This window comes from Rhizocola hellebori (assembly GCF_016862955.1).
Classification (GTDB): domain Bacteria; phylum Actinomycetota; class Actinomycetes; order Mycobacteriales; family Micromonosporaceae; genus Rhizocola; species Rhizocola hellebori.
In genome coordinates this window covers 32,842-46,818 of the sequence record NZ_BONY01000074.1, presented here as the reverse complement: position 1 = coordinate 46,818, position 13,977 = coordinate 32,842, and the positions used below count along the sequence as shown (strand labels likewise).

The window sequence follows — 13,977 nt, the reverse complement described above, 5'->3', positions numbered from 1 at the left end:
CGCCAATATTTGCTGTGCTTTCCCGGACGATCAATGTGGTGGCCAGCTCGACGCGGGTCTCCGCAGGCTGATCACCTGCGGCGAGCGCCACCACCATGGCTGCGGCGGTCGCGCCCATGTCGGTCAGTGGCTGCCGCACCGTGGTCAGCGGCGGGCCGCACCATCTGGCGTACTCCACGTCATCGAAGCCGATCACGCTCAGGTCGTGCGGGATACGCAGGCCGGCCTGGCGAGCGGCCTCGTAGATCCCCAGCGCCTGTAGATCGTTGCCGCAGACCACGGCCGACGGCGGACGGGCGTGTCGCAGCAGCGCGCTGCCGAGCGCGACGCCGTCAACGAAGTCAAACTTTCCGGCCATCACCAGGTCGTCGTCGACCTTGACCTTGGCGGCGTCCATCGCCGCCCGGAAGCCGTCCAGGCGGGCCCGCGCGCACAGCAGCTCGGGAGGTCCACTCAGGACGGCGATGCGCCGGTGCCCGAGCTTGAGCAGGTGCTGTGTCGCGGCGACGCCGCCGCTCCAGTTGGCCGCCCCCACCGAGGGCGTCGTGTGCAGCGGCTCGCCGGTGGGATCCAGTGCCACCATGGGAATTCCGCTGGCGGCCAGCCGGGCCTGCTGGCGCGCGGTGACCTCCGAGTAGACGACGATGAGGCCGGTGGGCCGCCGGGCCAGCAGCCTGTCCACCCAACCGCGGCCGCGGCGGGTGTCGTCGCCCATCTCGCCGAACCCGACCGCGAGATCGTGCTCGCGGGCCACCGACTCCACTCCGCGCATGATCTCGATGGCGAGGTGGCTCTCCAGGGCGTGGAACAACACCTCGATGGTGGGCGCCCGGCCGACCGCCTCTGGGCGCCGGTAGCCGTGCTCACGCAGCAGCGATTCGATCTGCCGCCGGGTGTCAGAGGCCACCCCGGACCGCCCATTGAGCACTTTGGACACGGTCGGCGAAGACACGCCCGCGAGCCGGGCGATCGTGGCGACGGTCATCTCGCCGCGCCGTCGCCCGCGGGGCTGACTGTCCGAGACCTTGCCCTCCATCACCGCAGTCTATTCAAGGCGGAGACCCGGGCGTTGACAGGAAACCACGAGATACCGAAACTGGGAGCGCTTCCATCGACATTTTCAAATTCGCGTGAGGACTTGAGATGCGCACTCACAGGCTGCCCTTGCTGATCGCAGCGGTCATCGCACTGGTGCTGATGAATGCCGCGCCGGCCCTGGCCGCGGACACGACCCCGCCCACCGCCCCCGGGCTGCCGGTCGCCTCCGACATCACCGAATTCAGCGTGACCCTCACCTGGCCCGCGTCCACCGACGACGTCGGAGTCGACCACTACGAGGTGTGGAGAATTCACACCGACATCATCCAGCGGGTGGCCACCCCCACCACCAACACCGCCACCGTGACCGGCCTGAACCGGGGCTCGGTGAGCCAGTTCTATGTCGCCGCCCTGGACGCGGCCGGCAACCGGTCGCCCTCCTCCAACCTCATCACGGTGATCACGCTGCCCGGGGACCTCGAGCCACCCGGCCCGGTCTTCCTGCTCAGCGCCTCGGAGATCACCGACACCTCGGCCCGGTTGAGCTGGCAGGGCGCGCTGTGGGGCGAGGTCGCCACCTTCCGCGTCTACCGTGGCCTGCCCGGCGGCCCGCTGGCCCTGGTCGGCACCACGACCGCGGTCAACCCATCGGTACGCACCTTCGTCCACACCGGACTCACCCCGGCGACCCAATACGTGCTCGGGGTCAGCGCGGTCGATGCGGTCGGCAACGCGTCTTCGATCTCCACGCTTCTGGTCACCACCACCGGTGTCGCGGTGCCGCCCACGTGCGCGGTGAGCTACCGGGTCACCAGCCAGTGGGCTGGCGCCTTCAACGCCGAGGTGCGCATCACCAACACCGCTTCCGCGGCGGTGACCGGATGGACCCTGCGGTGGACCTTCGCCGGCAATCAGCGCATCACCAACCTGTGGAACGGCGCCCTCACCCAGACCGGTGCCGGGGTGGCGGTGGGCAACCTGAGCTACAACGCCACCATCGGCGGAAGCGGTGGCGCGCAGTCGTTCGGCTTCCAGGCCACCTTCACGGGCGCCAACGCCAGCCCCACCTCGTTCACCCTCAACGATCGGCCCTGCTCGATCGGGTGATGGCCGGTGAGAAAACGCGATGCGTACCGGTGGTGATCACCGGTACCTTCGCGGTGTGACTGAGCTCGCGGTCAACGCACAGGACCTGGTCAAATCGTTCAAGCGACAACGCGCGGTCGACCGCATCACGCTTACCGTGGCCGCCGGTGAGCGGGTCGGGCTGCTCGGCCCGAACGGGGCCGGCAAGACGACCACGCTGCTCATGCTGCTGGGCGCGGTCACCCCCGACTCGGGCACGGTGGAGATCTCGGGGCTGCGGCTGCCCCGGCATCGGTCCAAGGCCATGCTTCGGGTCGGGTTCGTCGCCGGGTACCTGCCGCTGCCGGAAAATCTGACGGTGCGTGAAAGCCTGGAGCTTTTCGCGGGCTTCGCCGGGTTGCGCCGCCGCCAGGCCAATGTGGACGCCGCGGCGGGCGCTTTCGGCCTGACCGAGCTGATGGCCAAGCGCAATCAGGAGCTGTCCAGCGGGCAGCGCACCCTGGTCAGCATCGTCAAAGCGGTGCTGCACCGGCCCGCTCTGCTCATCCTCGACGAGCCCACCGCGAGCCTCGACCCGGACATCGCCGCGCGGGTGCGCGAGGCGATGCTGGAGGCGCATCGCCGCGACGGCACCGCTCTGCTGGTGACCAGCCACAACATGCGCGAAGTGGAAACGCTTTGCGAGCGGGTGGTGCTGCTGTCGCAGGGCCGGGTGGTGGCCAATGGCTCCCCTTACGACATCGCCTCCCAGTTCGACGTCGAGGATCTCGAAAGCGCCTTTCTCGCGATTGCCCAAGCCCAGCGAGGTCCCCGATGAACGTCATCCGTGTCGCCGCCGTGATCCGCCGCCACTGGCTCGTGCTGTGGCGCGGCCCGCACCGCTGGTTCGAGATCGCCTTCTGGCCGGTGATGGACGCGATCCTGTGGGGCTCGCTGGGCCTGTACCTGTCGACAGCGGCCGGAACCCCTGACGCCACCGTGGTTGCCCTGCTGCTGGGCGGAATCACCTTGTTCTGGACGCTGACCGTGGTGCAGATGACGGTCTCGCTGTCGGTCACCGACGAGACGAACACGCGCAACCTGCTCAACGTGCTCACCACCTCGGTGACGCCCACCGAGTATCTGTTCGGGGTAGCCGCTTTCGGGCTGATGAAGCTGACCATGACTATGACCACGATCAGCGTGATGACCGCGCTCATCTATGGCTTCACGCTGAACTCGCTGGGCTGGAACGCTTTGCCCATCGTGTTGCTGCTCATCGTCAACGGCTGGGCGCTCGGTTTCATCATCCTCGGGCTGATCCTGCGCTTCGGGCCCAGCGCCGAGATTCTCACCTGGGGCCTGAACTACGTCATGCTGTCGATCTCCGGGGTCTTCTTCCCGGTGTCGGCGCTGCCGGGCGGGGTGGGCGAATACCTTGCTTACCTGCCAACGGGTTTGGCGTTCGAGGCGATGCGCACGATTCTGCGCGGCGAGCCGGCGCGGGCGAACACGCTGTGGCTGGCCGCGCTCGGCTCGCTCATCGTGCTCGTGCTGGCGCTGGCCTTCTGCAGCTGGATGCTGCGCATCTTCCGCCATCGCGGATTCGTCACGCGGTATTCATAGCCGCCGTCCTTGCCGGAATGGCGCATTTAGATGCTAAAATGCGCCGTGGCGGACGACGGCCTGGCCGAGATGCACCGGCAAGCTGAAGCCCTTTCGCACGTGCTGCAGCGGGCTGGGGCGATCTCGGTGGAAAGCGCCGAAGGCTACGACGACACCGGCGAGATCCGGGCAACCGTTGGGCCGCAAGGTCTTCCGGAGTCGGTCGAGGTTGGCTACCAGTGGCTGCGCATGATCGGATCCGGTGCGTTCGGGCAGGCGGTGACCGCCGCGTTCGCCTCCGCCGCCCAGAGCTGGGCGATCGCCTGGGCCGACGAGCTTCAGAAAAGCGGCCTGCTGCAGCAACTCGATGACCCGCCCGCCGCTTCGGCGCCGATGCCCGTCGATCAAATTCCTCATCATGTGGTACGAGACCCAGCCACCGTCGCCGGGGAGCTGCTCGACGCGCTCGACACGGTCGACGCCGCGACCGCGGCGCTGGCGCAACCGGTGCAGGGCATAGGTTCGGCCGCGATGGGAAAGCTGACGCTGACCGTTTCCCGGGAGGGCGCTGTGGCCTGCGCCGCCGACGCGGGCTGGGTTTCCGGGCAGGGCGCGGGCCAGCTCACCGCGGCGCTGCGCCAGGTCCTGGCCGAGGCGCTGGCGCAGTTGCACGCCACGACAGCCGAAACCGACCCCGCTGCCCAGCTGCGCCGCCTCGACGCGGTGCAGGCCGAGGCGATCGCGCTACTCAAGGGAGAAACCCATGTCGGCTGAACTCCTCCAGGTCGCCACCGATGCGCTGCGCGCCGACGCCGCGGCGTGGCGACGGCACGCGAGCACCATGAACACCATCGTCTCCGAGCTGGGCCAGCTGCATTTCGGCGCTTTCGAACGCACCACGCTCACACCGATGAAGACCGCGTACACAGAAATCTGGAATTTTTTCCATGACCGCTGCGCCGAAGGTGGCCCGCAGTTCGAGGTGGTCGCTGCGACGCTGGAGAGCATCGCCCGCAAATATGAGCGCGACGAAGCGGCCCGTGCCCGGCAGCTCGAAATCCTCAAGCCGAGGTAGGCGCGATGGCAGACGACTTCGAGGCGCGGCTGCAAGAGGTGCTCAGACAGCTTGAGTCGCGGTTGCAGCGCCTTAGCAGCGAGCGAAGCCGGCTCGACGGGGCCAGCTCCGAGGTGCTCAGCGCGATCGGCGACGTCGCGCCCGCTTCGATAACGACGCAGATTCGCACGACGAACGCCAGTATCGGCCAGGCGGTGGCCGAGGCGACCAAGACCGTCCAGGAGTGGATCCAGCAGGCCTTCGCGGTCTTGCTGATGCGCCGCTATGTGGAGGGCTGGCGGGAGGTCGGCGGCAAGGCCACGGTCGTCTCCCGGGAGCTGCACCCGGACATCCTTGAGTCCGACACCAAATGGGAGGGCATCGGCGCCCGCGAGTACTTCCAGACGGTGTCGCTGCAGAGCACCTCGGCGGCCCGGATAGGTGAGGTGGGCACCAAAACCGCCGACGCGCTTGAACAGAGTTCCGCCCTGATGCTCAGCTTCTACGTGGCGATCCTGCCCATGGTGGTGAAGATCATTATTGCCATCGTGCAGGCGCTGGTGGCGCTCGGCTCGGTGATCGTGGCGGCCGCCGCGGCGTTGCGGGCCGGGGTGCGCGGAGTGCTGTTGTGGCCCATCGTCGGCATGCTCGTGTGGCAGGCCCTGACCGCCCTGGGCAACGCGCTGCGCGTGACGCTGTCCAACACGGCGCAGATGCGAACGGCCGGCCTGGCGCTGCTGGCTTCCCTTGTCGCCCAATGGTCGTGGGTCGGCTCGCTGCAGGTTCAGCTGCGCACCGCGTTTCCGAACATGCGGTGGCCCGAGGCGACCACCGGCCGATTCGACGACTCCGCCGCCGGCAGCGGCTGGTCGGTCATCCCCCCGCCGCGGCGTTGATTATGTGGCGTGCCCTATCCACGGCGGCGCTCGCCGTTTGCCTGAGCGCTGCACCCGTTTCCCCGCTGGGATCCGGCGCCGCCTGGGCGTCCGCCGCGACCGGCTCACAGACGCGGTGGTCCGCGGCGACCGGCTCACAGACGCGGTGGTCCGCGGCGACCGGCTCACAGACGTGGGCGGCCGCGTGCGGGCCGGTCATCGCCGATCCGCTGGCCGAGGCGCCGTGGCCGCTGACCCGGCTGCGGCCGGATCTGGCGTGGCCGCTCAGCACCGGTGCCGGGGTGCGGGTGGCGGTCATCGACTCCGGTGTCTCCGCCGCGCATCCCGCCCTTGACGGAAAGGTGCTGCCGGGCAACGACCTGGTCACCTCGGGTCCCGGAACCTGCGACGAAAACGGCCACGGCACGCTCATCGCGGGCATCATCGCCGGGCGGCCGACGGTCAGCAACGGGTACGCCTTCCACGGCGTGGCCCCCGGCGCCCAGGTGGTACCGGTGCGGGTGCTGCGCGATCAGACCCGCTCCTTCAACGAGGACCTTCCGGCCCGCATCGCGCAAGCGATCCGATGGGCGACCGACGTGGCCGACGCGGACGTGATGAACCTGTCGCTGACCACCACGCACAGTCCCGAGCTCGAAGCCGCCATCCGCTATGCCATCGGCAGGGGCGTGGTGCTGGTGGCCGCCGCCGGCAATGAGGGCGGCGGGGCACAGCCCGGGGCCCCGTCCTATCCGGCCTCCTACGAGGGCGTGATCGCGGTGGCCAGCACGGATCGGCAGGACAAGCACGTCGGGTCCTCCACCGCGGGTTCCTATGTGGACATTGCCGCCCCCGGCGTGCAGATCGCCGGTCCCTCCCCGGCCGGCGGGGGATACCTGTTCAGCGAGCCGGGTGGCACCAGCTTCGCCGCCGCCTACGTTTCCGGAGTGGCGGCCCTGGTTCGTGCCTACAATCCAGCGCTCAGCCCGCAACAGGTGGCCGACCGTCTCATGCAGACCGCGGATCATCCCGCCGACATCTGGAATCCGGTGGTCGGTTACGGCGTGGTGAATCCGCAGCGCGCCGTCGGGGCGCTGAGTGCGCAGCGGGAAAGCGCGTCCGCCTCGATGACCCAGGTCCAGCCGCCACAGCTGCCCACCGATCCACTGCGCCAGGTGAGGGTGGTGGCGGGCTGGTCCGCCGTGGGCAGTGCCATCGTGGCCGGGCTGGCGCTGCTGCTCGCCGCCGCTGTGCGCCGGGGCCGCCGCCGCCGCTGGCGCCCCACCCGTACAGCCCCCGACTGACGGGGACGATTTACGTGCTGTCGCGGGCGGAATCGCGGATGATGCGGCTGGCCTCGGCCACCTCGTCGGGGATGGCGGCCATCAGTGCGCTTTCGTATTCGGCGCGGGCACGCCGCTGTGCCGTGCTGAGCATCTTGGCCACCAGCTCGCCCAGGGCCGCGCTGTCATAGCGGCGCAGGACGCCGTTGCGCAGGGTGATGTCGGTGATCGTGCCGGCCGCGGTGACCTTGACGATGACCCTGCCGTCCGGGCTGCGCTCTTCGACCTCCCGGGCGGCGAGCCGGGGGGCCAGCTCGGCGACGGTCTGCATGGCCGCCGCAGCGGCGCGGGAGACCTCTTCGTAGTAGTCGTCGGCCTCGGTCACTGCTGCTGCTCCCACTGTTCGGCCTGGTGTGCCAGCTTGGTGTAGGCCAGGGCCAGCTCCTGCTGGGCGGCGGTGACGGCTTTGCGGATCGCGTCGGCGACATCTTCCGGGCTGTGCCGGCCAACGGTTTGCGCCAGCTTCACCGTGCGCACCTCGCCGTCGCCGGTCACCGTCGCCACGGCCAGCTTGGCTTCATCGTGGCCTTCGTAGGTCGCTTCCCGCAGCGCTTGCATACGCCGGGTGAGGTCAGCGATGAGCGCCTCGGCGGCATCGAGGGGCAGCGACATCGATCGTCTCCAAGGCGGTCCAGGGGTGTCCGTTGACACTCTATATTCACAGGTGACGAACATCTATATTGACCTGTAACGACTCTCGGGGAGGAGGAGTGCGCCGTGGACGAACTCAACATGGACCTCACCAAAGTGGATGATGCCGCCAGCGAGATCGGCAGCAAGATCTCCGGATCGGTCCTCGATTCCTTTGCCAGCGCACCGGCGGCGGCCCAGGCCGCGGCGGGCATGAATGCCACCTATATGACCTCGGCGGCGATGGTTGCCATGTTCGCCGATATCGCGACCGCCATCAAACAGCTCAACGAGCACACCAACGAACATGCCGAGCTGCTGCGCTCCACGGCCCAGCTGCTGCGTGACCGTGACAACCGGATGGCGACGGAGACGTTCAACGCTTCGACGATCTTCCCGAACGGAGGGTAGTCATGCAATTCATGGCACAGCGCATGTCGAGTCCGATCGCCTTCCAGGCCTCGGGGGGCACGGCCCTGGCAAGCGCGGCGGCGAGTCTGCTCGCCGCCATCCAGCAGTTCAGGAAGTCTTCCGATCTCAGCGCCACCTGGACAGGGGCGTCCGCCCAGGCGCATGAGCAGCGGGCGGCGAAGCTGATCGACGCGGCAACCCGTGTCGCGCAAGCGATCGCGCGGGCGCAGACGGTCACCGCGTCCGGGGCGACCCGGATGCAGACGCTCAAGACGCAGAACGACGCGACCGTCGCCTCGGCGATCGCCGGCCGCTTCGTCGTGCTGCCCAGCGGGCAGGTGGTACCCGGCCCGGAGCACTACGCCTCGGCGGTAGGGCCGCACGCCGCTGCGATCATGAAGATGTACTGGACCATCGCCAAGCTCTACACCGGCCAGGTCAACGCCAACGTAGCAACATCGACGGCGACCGATGGTCAGGTGGCGGCGACCCTTGCCGCCATTGCCATCGAGTTCTTCGCCGATCTGCTGAAGAAGAAGGGCGGTGCAAACCCGGCCGCGCTGCAGCCGCCGACGGGCCTTCCCGGCAGCACCCCACTGGATCCGTTCACGATCCCGCCTGAGCCGCCAGCCATTCCCGACCCTGGCCCCACGGGCCCGGGCACGTCGCTGGCGGGAGCGGGTGCCCTTGGCGGCGCCGGTTCCTTCCCCGGCGGACTTGGCGGCGGCTATGGCGGCCCGGGCATGGCCGGTGGCGGCCTGGGCGGAATTGGGGGGCCCGGCGGCCTTGGCCCCGGTGGCGGCGGACTGCCCGGCGGAGCCGCGGGCGCCGGAGGTCCCGGCATGATGGGCGGCGTCCCAATCGGAGGCGGTGCAGCGGGAGCCGGCGTAGCAGGGCGCGGCGGCGGCGCGGCAGGCGGTGCCATGCTGGGCCGCGGCGGTGCCTCGGGCGGCGTCGCAGCGGGCGGCGCAGGGGTCGCCGGTGCCGGCGGTGCACGTGGCGGTGCGGCAGGCGGCGCAGCCGGAGGACGTGGCGGTGCGGCAGGAGCACGCGGCGGTGCGGGCGGCGCAGGCGGAGCGATGGGCCCCATGGGCTACGGCTCGGGCCAACACGAAGAGCACGCCGATTCCGACACCTGGCTGAGGGAAGACGGCAACCCGTGGGATCCCGACGAGGCCCCCGGTTCCGTGCTGAGCTGAGCTACCAAAGCAAGCGGCCGGGCCATTGCGGCCCGGCCGTGCAAGCTAGCGAGTGGCGCTGTGTTACCTCAGCCGCCGATGGACGCGTTGTTCCAGGTACGCGCCACGGTGTGCTCGGTGTCCAGATAGTTCTGCCGTGCCTCGCCGACCTTCATGGCGATCATGTTCAGCAGGTTGTTGAGCTCTTTGATCGCGGCGTCCCACTCGGCCTGGTGCATCCGCCATGCCTCTTCGGCCTGGCCGACCCACTTGACCTGAGTTAGTTCCTTGCGCAGCTCATCGAGCTTCGTGTCCATGACCGTCGAGATTTCCCGCATGGCGGCGACCGCCGCTTCCATATGCGGGTAGTCGGCCCGGATTGGTTGGCTCATCCCACACCCCGATCTGTCTACGAGAGGCGCTGTCCGAGCGCGCCGGAATAATCCTTGGTCTGCAACATCATCTTGCGCTGCTGATCGTCGGTCTCGGAGAACTGCGCGCCGCTGTCGTTGAGCAGCTTGGCAATCTCCTCCATGGCATTGGTGAGCCTGTTCGCGTTCCGGTCCCAGGACGACATCACCTGCGTGAATTCAGTCGATGCCGTGCCGTGCCAGCCGTGGGCCACCAGGTCGTCGATGACATTGCGCAGCTTCGACAGGTCACCCATGACATCTGAGCGGGTGCCGCGCACCCGGGTAGCACCGTGGACCAGGGATTCGCGATCGCTCTCGAACTTCTCGACGGCCATCGGTCACCTCCAAATATTTCGATGTCCCTGAATTGCCACGGTAGCCGAACGCACCGCATTGACATAAGGGCTTACGCCGGATCCAGCCAGGCGATCTGGAGAAGATTTGTGCCATCACTGCGCCGCACCAGCGTTCCCCGCCCCGGCGGTTGCGAGCTGGGTCGCGAGTTTCCGAAGAGCACGCCCTCGTCGCGGCTGCCCGACATGATCAGGCCCGGCATCTCCAGCTCTCGAAGACGTTGCAGCACAGGGTCGTACATGGCGCGGCTGGCCCCACCGCAGCGCCTGGCCACCACCACGTGCAGGCCGACATCACGGGCCTGGGGCAGCAGGTCGGCCAGGCTGGCCAGCGGGCTGCGGCCCGGCGCGGCCACCAGATCGTAGTCGTCGATGAGCAGATACAGCTCGGGTCCGGCCCACCAGGTGCGGTTGCGCAGCTGCTCCGGTGTCACGTCCGGGCCTGGCAGCCGGTTGTTCATCGCCGAAAGCACCCCGGCCACCATTTCTTCGACCACCTTGGCCGAAGGCGCGTACTCCAGCAGGTGATCGCCTTCGATCGCGCCGAGCAGGCTGCGCCGGTAGTCGACAATCATGATTCGGGCCTGGTCCGGTGTGTACCGCTGCACCAGTGAAGTGGCGATGAGCCGCAACAGGTTGGTCTTGCCACACTGCGCGTCGCCGAAAACGATCAGATGCGGCTCGCTGTCGAGGGTCAGGTTCACCGGTGCCAGCGCGGTTTCGTTGATGCCGATCGGCAGACCTGGGGCGGCCGGATCAGCGAGCCGGGAAAGCTCTTGCACGGTAAGCATTCTGGGCAGCAACCGCACGCTCGGGGCGGGCTCGCCCGGCCAGGAGTCGCGCACCTGCTGCACGAGATCGGCAACGCCGTCCAGGCGTGGCAGCGCGGCCAGGAAATGCAGCTTGTCGCGGGTCAGCCCGCGCCCCGGCGAGCGTTCGGGGACGTTGGTCGCGGCCCGCCGATCGATCTCCGAGTCGCTCGGATCGCCCAGCCGCAACTCCAGCCGGGAACCGAACAGGTCGCGCAGGTTGAACCGGATCTCCGCCCAGCGATTGGCGGTGAGCACCACGTGCACGCCGTAACCCAAGCCCTGACTGGCGATGTTGGCGATCGGGGCCTCGAGATCCTCGTATTCCTGGCGCAGCGTTCCCCAGCCGTCGATGACCAGGAAGACGTCGCCGAACGGGTCGTCCTCGACCAGACCGCCGGCGCGCCGCTGCCGGTATTCCTCGATCGATTCGACACCGAGCTTGCCGAAGCGGGCCTCCCGCTCGTCGATCAGGGTGGTCGCCTCGGCCACCGTACGGCGTACCGCCTCGGTGTCGCGCCGCCCCGCCACCCCCGAAAGGTGCGGCAGCCCCTCCAGCCCGCGCAGGGTGCCGCCACCGAAGTCGAGGCAGAAGAACTGGACCTCACGCGGGCTGTGGGTCAGCGCCAGCGAGCACAGCATCGAGCGCAGCATGGTGCTCTTGCCGGACCGGGGGCCGCCGACGATGATCACGTTTCCGCTGGCGCCCTCCAGCTCCACGACGAGCGGGTCGCGCCGCTGCTCGTAGGGGCGGTCCACGATCCCTACCGGGACAGTCATTCTGCCCGCGCCGGGCCAGCCCGCCGCGACCAGCCCGCGGGCCGGGTCCACCACCATGTCCCCGAGCAACTCCGACAGGCTCGGCGGCTCGGCCAGCGGCGGCAGCCAGACCTGATGTGCCGGGCTTCCCTTGCCCTGCAAGCGGCTGACGATCACATCGAGCATGCTCGTCTGCTTGCCGACCTCCTCCTCCCGAGCGGGCAGCGCCTGCTGCTCTTCCGCCGGCGCCGCGGGCGCGGGCAGGAAGCCCACCGCGAACGGGACTATCTGCCGTCTCACCGCCGCCTGGGAAGCGGCCGGCAGCCCCGAGCGCCGGTAGGGCCCGGACACATAGGCGGCCCGGAACCGCAGCATGGTCTGGGTATCGGACTTGAGGTAGCCATGTCCTGGGGCGTTGGGCAGCTCGTAGGCGTCGGGAACCCCGAGCACGATCCGGCTTTCCATGGCCGAGAAGGTGCGCAGGCCGATGCGATAGGACAGATGGGTGTCCAGGCCGCGCAGCCTGCCCTCCTCCAAGCGCTGACTGGCCAGCAGCAGGTGCACGCCAAGCGAACGGCCCAGCCGGCCCATCATCACGAACAGGTCGATGAAATCGGGTTTGACCGCGAGCAGCTCGCTGAACTCATCGCAGATGACCAGCAGGCTGGGCAGGGGAGTCAGCGGCTCACCGGCAACGCGCGCCTGCTCGTAGTCATAGCGCGAGACATAGTTTCCGGCCGCGCGCAACAACTCCTGGCGGCGTGTCATCTCCCCGGCGAGAGCGTCCTGCATTCTGTCCACCATGGACAGTTCCTCGGCCAGGTTGGTGATGACCGCGCTGGTGTGCGGCAGCGCGTCCAGCGAGGCGAAGGTCGCGCCGCCCTTGAAGTCCACCAGGACGAAGTTGAGCTCCTCCGAGGAGTGGTTGATGGCGAGCGAGGAAACGATCGTGCGCAGCAGCTCGCTCTTGCCCGAGCCGGTGGCCCCGATGATGAGCCCGTGCGGGCCCATCCCCTCCTGTGCCGCTTCCTTGATGTCCAGCTCGATGGTGTTGGCGTCCGGGCCGATCCCGAGCGGGATGCGCAGCCTTTCCCGGTTGGGCCGGGGCCGCCAGGTGCGCATCGGGTCCACCGCCGCCGCGTCGCCCAGCCCCAGCAGGTCCGGCAGCTCCATCACCCGCGAGGTGGGTTCCTCCTCGGTGGTCTGATGGGAGAGCCGGAACGGGGCGAGCTGGCGGGCCAAACCGTTGGCCTGGACAGCGGTCAGCCGGTCAGGGCGGCCCAGCGGCGTGACCTTGTCGCCGCGGTCGGCGGCGACCCGGTCGGCGGTCACCTCCAGGCACAGCAGCCACCGGCCGCTGTCGCGCGGCACCATGCCGGACAGGTCGAGCACTGTCGTGCCGAGCACGCCCTGCCCGTAAAGCTGGCAGGTCGAGGCCACCTCGCCGCCGTCGAGCACCACCAGCAGGTGCGGCGCCGTCGTCAGCGGCTTGGCGTCGGAGCTGTGCCGGGGCCGGGTGGAAAGGTCGGTGCCGAAGACCTCCTCCAGCGCCCACATCGAGTCGAAGATCAGCCGCTGCGGACCGGCCGCGTCGACCCGCCTCTCGTCCTGGGAGTGGGGCAGCCACTTGGTCCAATCCCAATCGGCCTCCCGCTCCGGCGGTGCCACGATGGCGATCAACGCATCGTCGGGGGAGTGCAGCGCGGCGAATTGGGCGATCGCGGCGCGGGCGAGATCCATCACCGGCGGGCGCTGGCCGCGCAGCACCACCCGGCTGAACGCACGCAGCTGGACGGCGAGCGGCAGCATCGGTACCGCGGAATGGGTCCGCACAAATCTTCGCAGCGCCACCGCGGACATCGGCTCCAGGTCCTCCACCGGCTTGGTCTCCGGCGGCACGATGCTCACCGCGAGCCGCTGCGAGCCCGCGGCTATCCGCACCTCGCCGAAGTCGTCGTCGGTGCTGCGCCTCTCCCACATCCGGCGGGCTTCGCAGATCGACCAGAGCGCTTCGGGTGCCGGGTGACGCCACTGCAGCGCGGCGTGCTGCTGGGCCGCGGCGCGCCGCGCCTGGCGGCGGGTCTGCGCGAGATAGCGCATGTAGTCGCGGCGGGCGGCGTCCACTTCGGCCTTGCGGCTGCCGCCGCTGGCACCCATCGAGCCGACGGCCATGCCGAGCATGGAGACGCCGAACAGTCCACCCACGATCCAGGTGGTGGCGCCGCCGCCGCGGCCGGCGTACATGAACGCCATCGCGCCCACGCCGCACACCATCGGCAGCACCATCAGCAGCTGGCCGAGGCTGCGCGGCAGCGGTGTGGGCAGCGGCGGTGGGGATTCCAGCAGCAGCTCGCCACGAGGCATCTGCGGCCCCGGCTGGCGCGGTGGCCGGCGGTAGAGGACCGTGCTCAAATCGCCCCTCCCCGGACGGAACATTGTAGGTA

15 protein-coding genes are annotated in these 13,977 nt (G+C 69.1%); 9 read left to right on the top strand and 6 right to left on the bottom strand.

Translation table 11 applies throughout. The features are described 5' to 3' along the window. Positions 1-1,036, bottom strand: a 1,036-nt coding sequence (locus tag Rhe02_RS38675; RefSeq protein WP_203913456.1) for a LacI family DNA-binding transcriptional regulator, incomplete at its 3' end; no start/stop codon positions are given. A 107-nt stretch (positions 1,037-1,143) separates the two neighbouring features. Between Rhe02_RS38675 and Rhe02_RS38670 the strand changes: the two genes are divergently transcribed. From Rhe02_RS38670 to mycP, 7 genes are read left to right on the top strand one after another with little or no spacing between them, the layout of a single operon-like run. After that, positions 1,144-2,145, top strand: a complete 1,002-nt coding sequence (locus Rhe02_RS38670; protein WP_203913455.1) for a cellulose binding domain-containing protein — start codon at positions 1,144-1,146, stop codon at positions 2,143-2,145. 55 nt (positions 2,146-2,200) lie between these two features. Further along, positions 2,201-2,941, top strand: coding sequence for an ABC transporter ATP-binding protein (locus tag Rhe02_RS38665; RefSeq protein WP_203913454.1), 741 nt, complete (start codon positions 2,201-2,203; stop codon positions 2,939-2,941). Further along, complete coding sequence (locus Rhe02_RS38660; RefSeq protein WP_203913453.1) at positions 2,938-3,729, top strand: ABC transporter permease; 792 nt, start codon at positions 2,938-2,940, stop codon at positions 3,727-3,729. The genes Rhe02_RS38665 and Rhe02_RS38660 overlap by 4 nt, the downstream gene beginning before the upstream one ends. A 45-nt stretch (positions 3,730-3,774) precedes the next feature. Then, a complete protein-coding gene (locus tag Rhe02_RS38655) occupies positions 3,775-4,482 on the top strand; it encodes a hypothetical protein (protein ID WP_203913452.1) in 708 nt (235 codons plus the stop codon). Beyond that, complete coding sequence (locus tag Rhe02_RS38650; protein ID WP_203913451.1) at positions 4,472-4,783, top strand: hypothetical protein; 312 nt, start codon at positions 4,472-4,474, stop codon at positions 4,781-4,783. The genes Rhe02_RS38655 and Rhe02_RS38650 overlap by 11 nt, the downstream gene beginning before the upstream one ends. A gap of 5 nt (positions 4,784-4,788) precedes the next feature. After that, positions 4,789-5,658 (top strand): hypothetical protein, encoded by an 870-nt coding sequence (locus Rhe02_RS38645; protein WP_203913450.1) that lies wholly within the window; start codon positions 4,789-4,791, stop codon positions 5,656-5,658. A gap of 2 nt (positions 5,659-5,660) precedes the next feature. Further along, positions 5,661-6,941 carry a type VII secretion-associated serine protease mycosin gene (mycP, locus tag Rhe02_RS38640; protein WP_203913449.1) on the top strand — a complete coding sequence of 427 codons (1,281 nt, stop codon included), beginning with the start codon at positions 5,661-5,663 and terminating at the stop codon, positions 6,939-6,941. Positions 6,942-6,951: 10 nt separating this feature from the next. On the opposite strand, the gene Rhe02_RS38635 is transcribed toward mycP, so the two are convergent. Further along, positions 6,952-7,305 (bottom strand): YbaB/EbfC family nucleoid-associated protein, encoded by a 354-nt coding sequence (locus tag Rhe02_RS38635; RefSeq protein ID WP_203913448.1) that lies wholly within the window; start codon positions 7,303-7,305, stop codon positions 6,952-6,954. Further along, a complete protein-coding gene (locus Rhe02_RS38630) occupies positions 7,302-7,592 on the bottom strand; it encodes a YbaB/EbfC family nucleoid-associated protein (protein WP_203913447.1) in 291 nt (96 codons plus the stop codon). The genes Rhe02_RS38635 and Rhe02_RS38630 overlap by 4 nt, the downstream gene beginning before the upstream one ends. Positions 7,593-7,697: 105 nt before the next feature. On the opposite strand from Rhe02_RS38630, the gene Rhe02_RS38625 reads away from it, so the two are divergent. Both Rhe02_RS38625 and Rhe02_RS38620 read left to right on the top strand, forming a co-directional pair. After that, entirely contained in the window at positions 7,698-8,021 is a 324-nt protein-coding gene (locus Rhe02_RS38625) for a hypothetical protein (RefSeq protein WP_203913446.1), read from the top strand. Positions 8,022-8,023: 2 nt separating this feature from the next. Beyond that, on the top strand, positions 8,024-9,220 hold the full coding sequence (locus Rhe02_RS38620; protein ID WP_203913445.1) for a WXG100 family type VII secretion target: 1,197 nt from the start codon (positions 8,024-8,026) through the stop codon (positions 9,218-9,220). Between the two features lie 68 nt (positions 9,221-9,288). Here Rhe02_RS38620 and Rhe02_RS38615 read toward each other — a convergent pair whose 3' ends face one another. From Rhe02_RS38615 to eccCa, 3 genes are all read right to left on the bottom strand, one after another. Next, entirely contained in the window at positions 9,289-9,591 is a 303-nt protein-coding gene (locus Rhe02_RS38615) for a WXG100 family type VII secretion target (protein ID WP_203913444.1), read from the bottom strand. A 17-nt stretch (positions 9,592-9,608) separates the two neighbouring features. Further along, a complete protein-coding gene (locus Rhe02_RS38610; protein ID WP_203913443.1) occupies positions 9,609-9,947 on the bottom strand; it encodes a WXG100 family type VII secretion target in 339 nt (112 codons plus the stop codon). A 71-nt stretch (positions 9,948-10,018) separates the two neighbouring features. After that, complete coding sequence (gene eccCa / locus Rhe02_RS38605; RefSeq protein ID WP_203913442.1) at positions 10,019-13,945, bottom strand: type VII secretion protein EccCa; 3,927 nt, start codon at positions 13,943-13,945, stop codon at positions 10,019-10,021. Between the last annotated feature and the right edge of the window lie 32 nt (positions 13,946-13,977).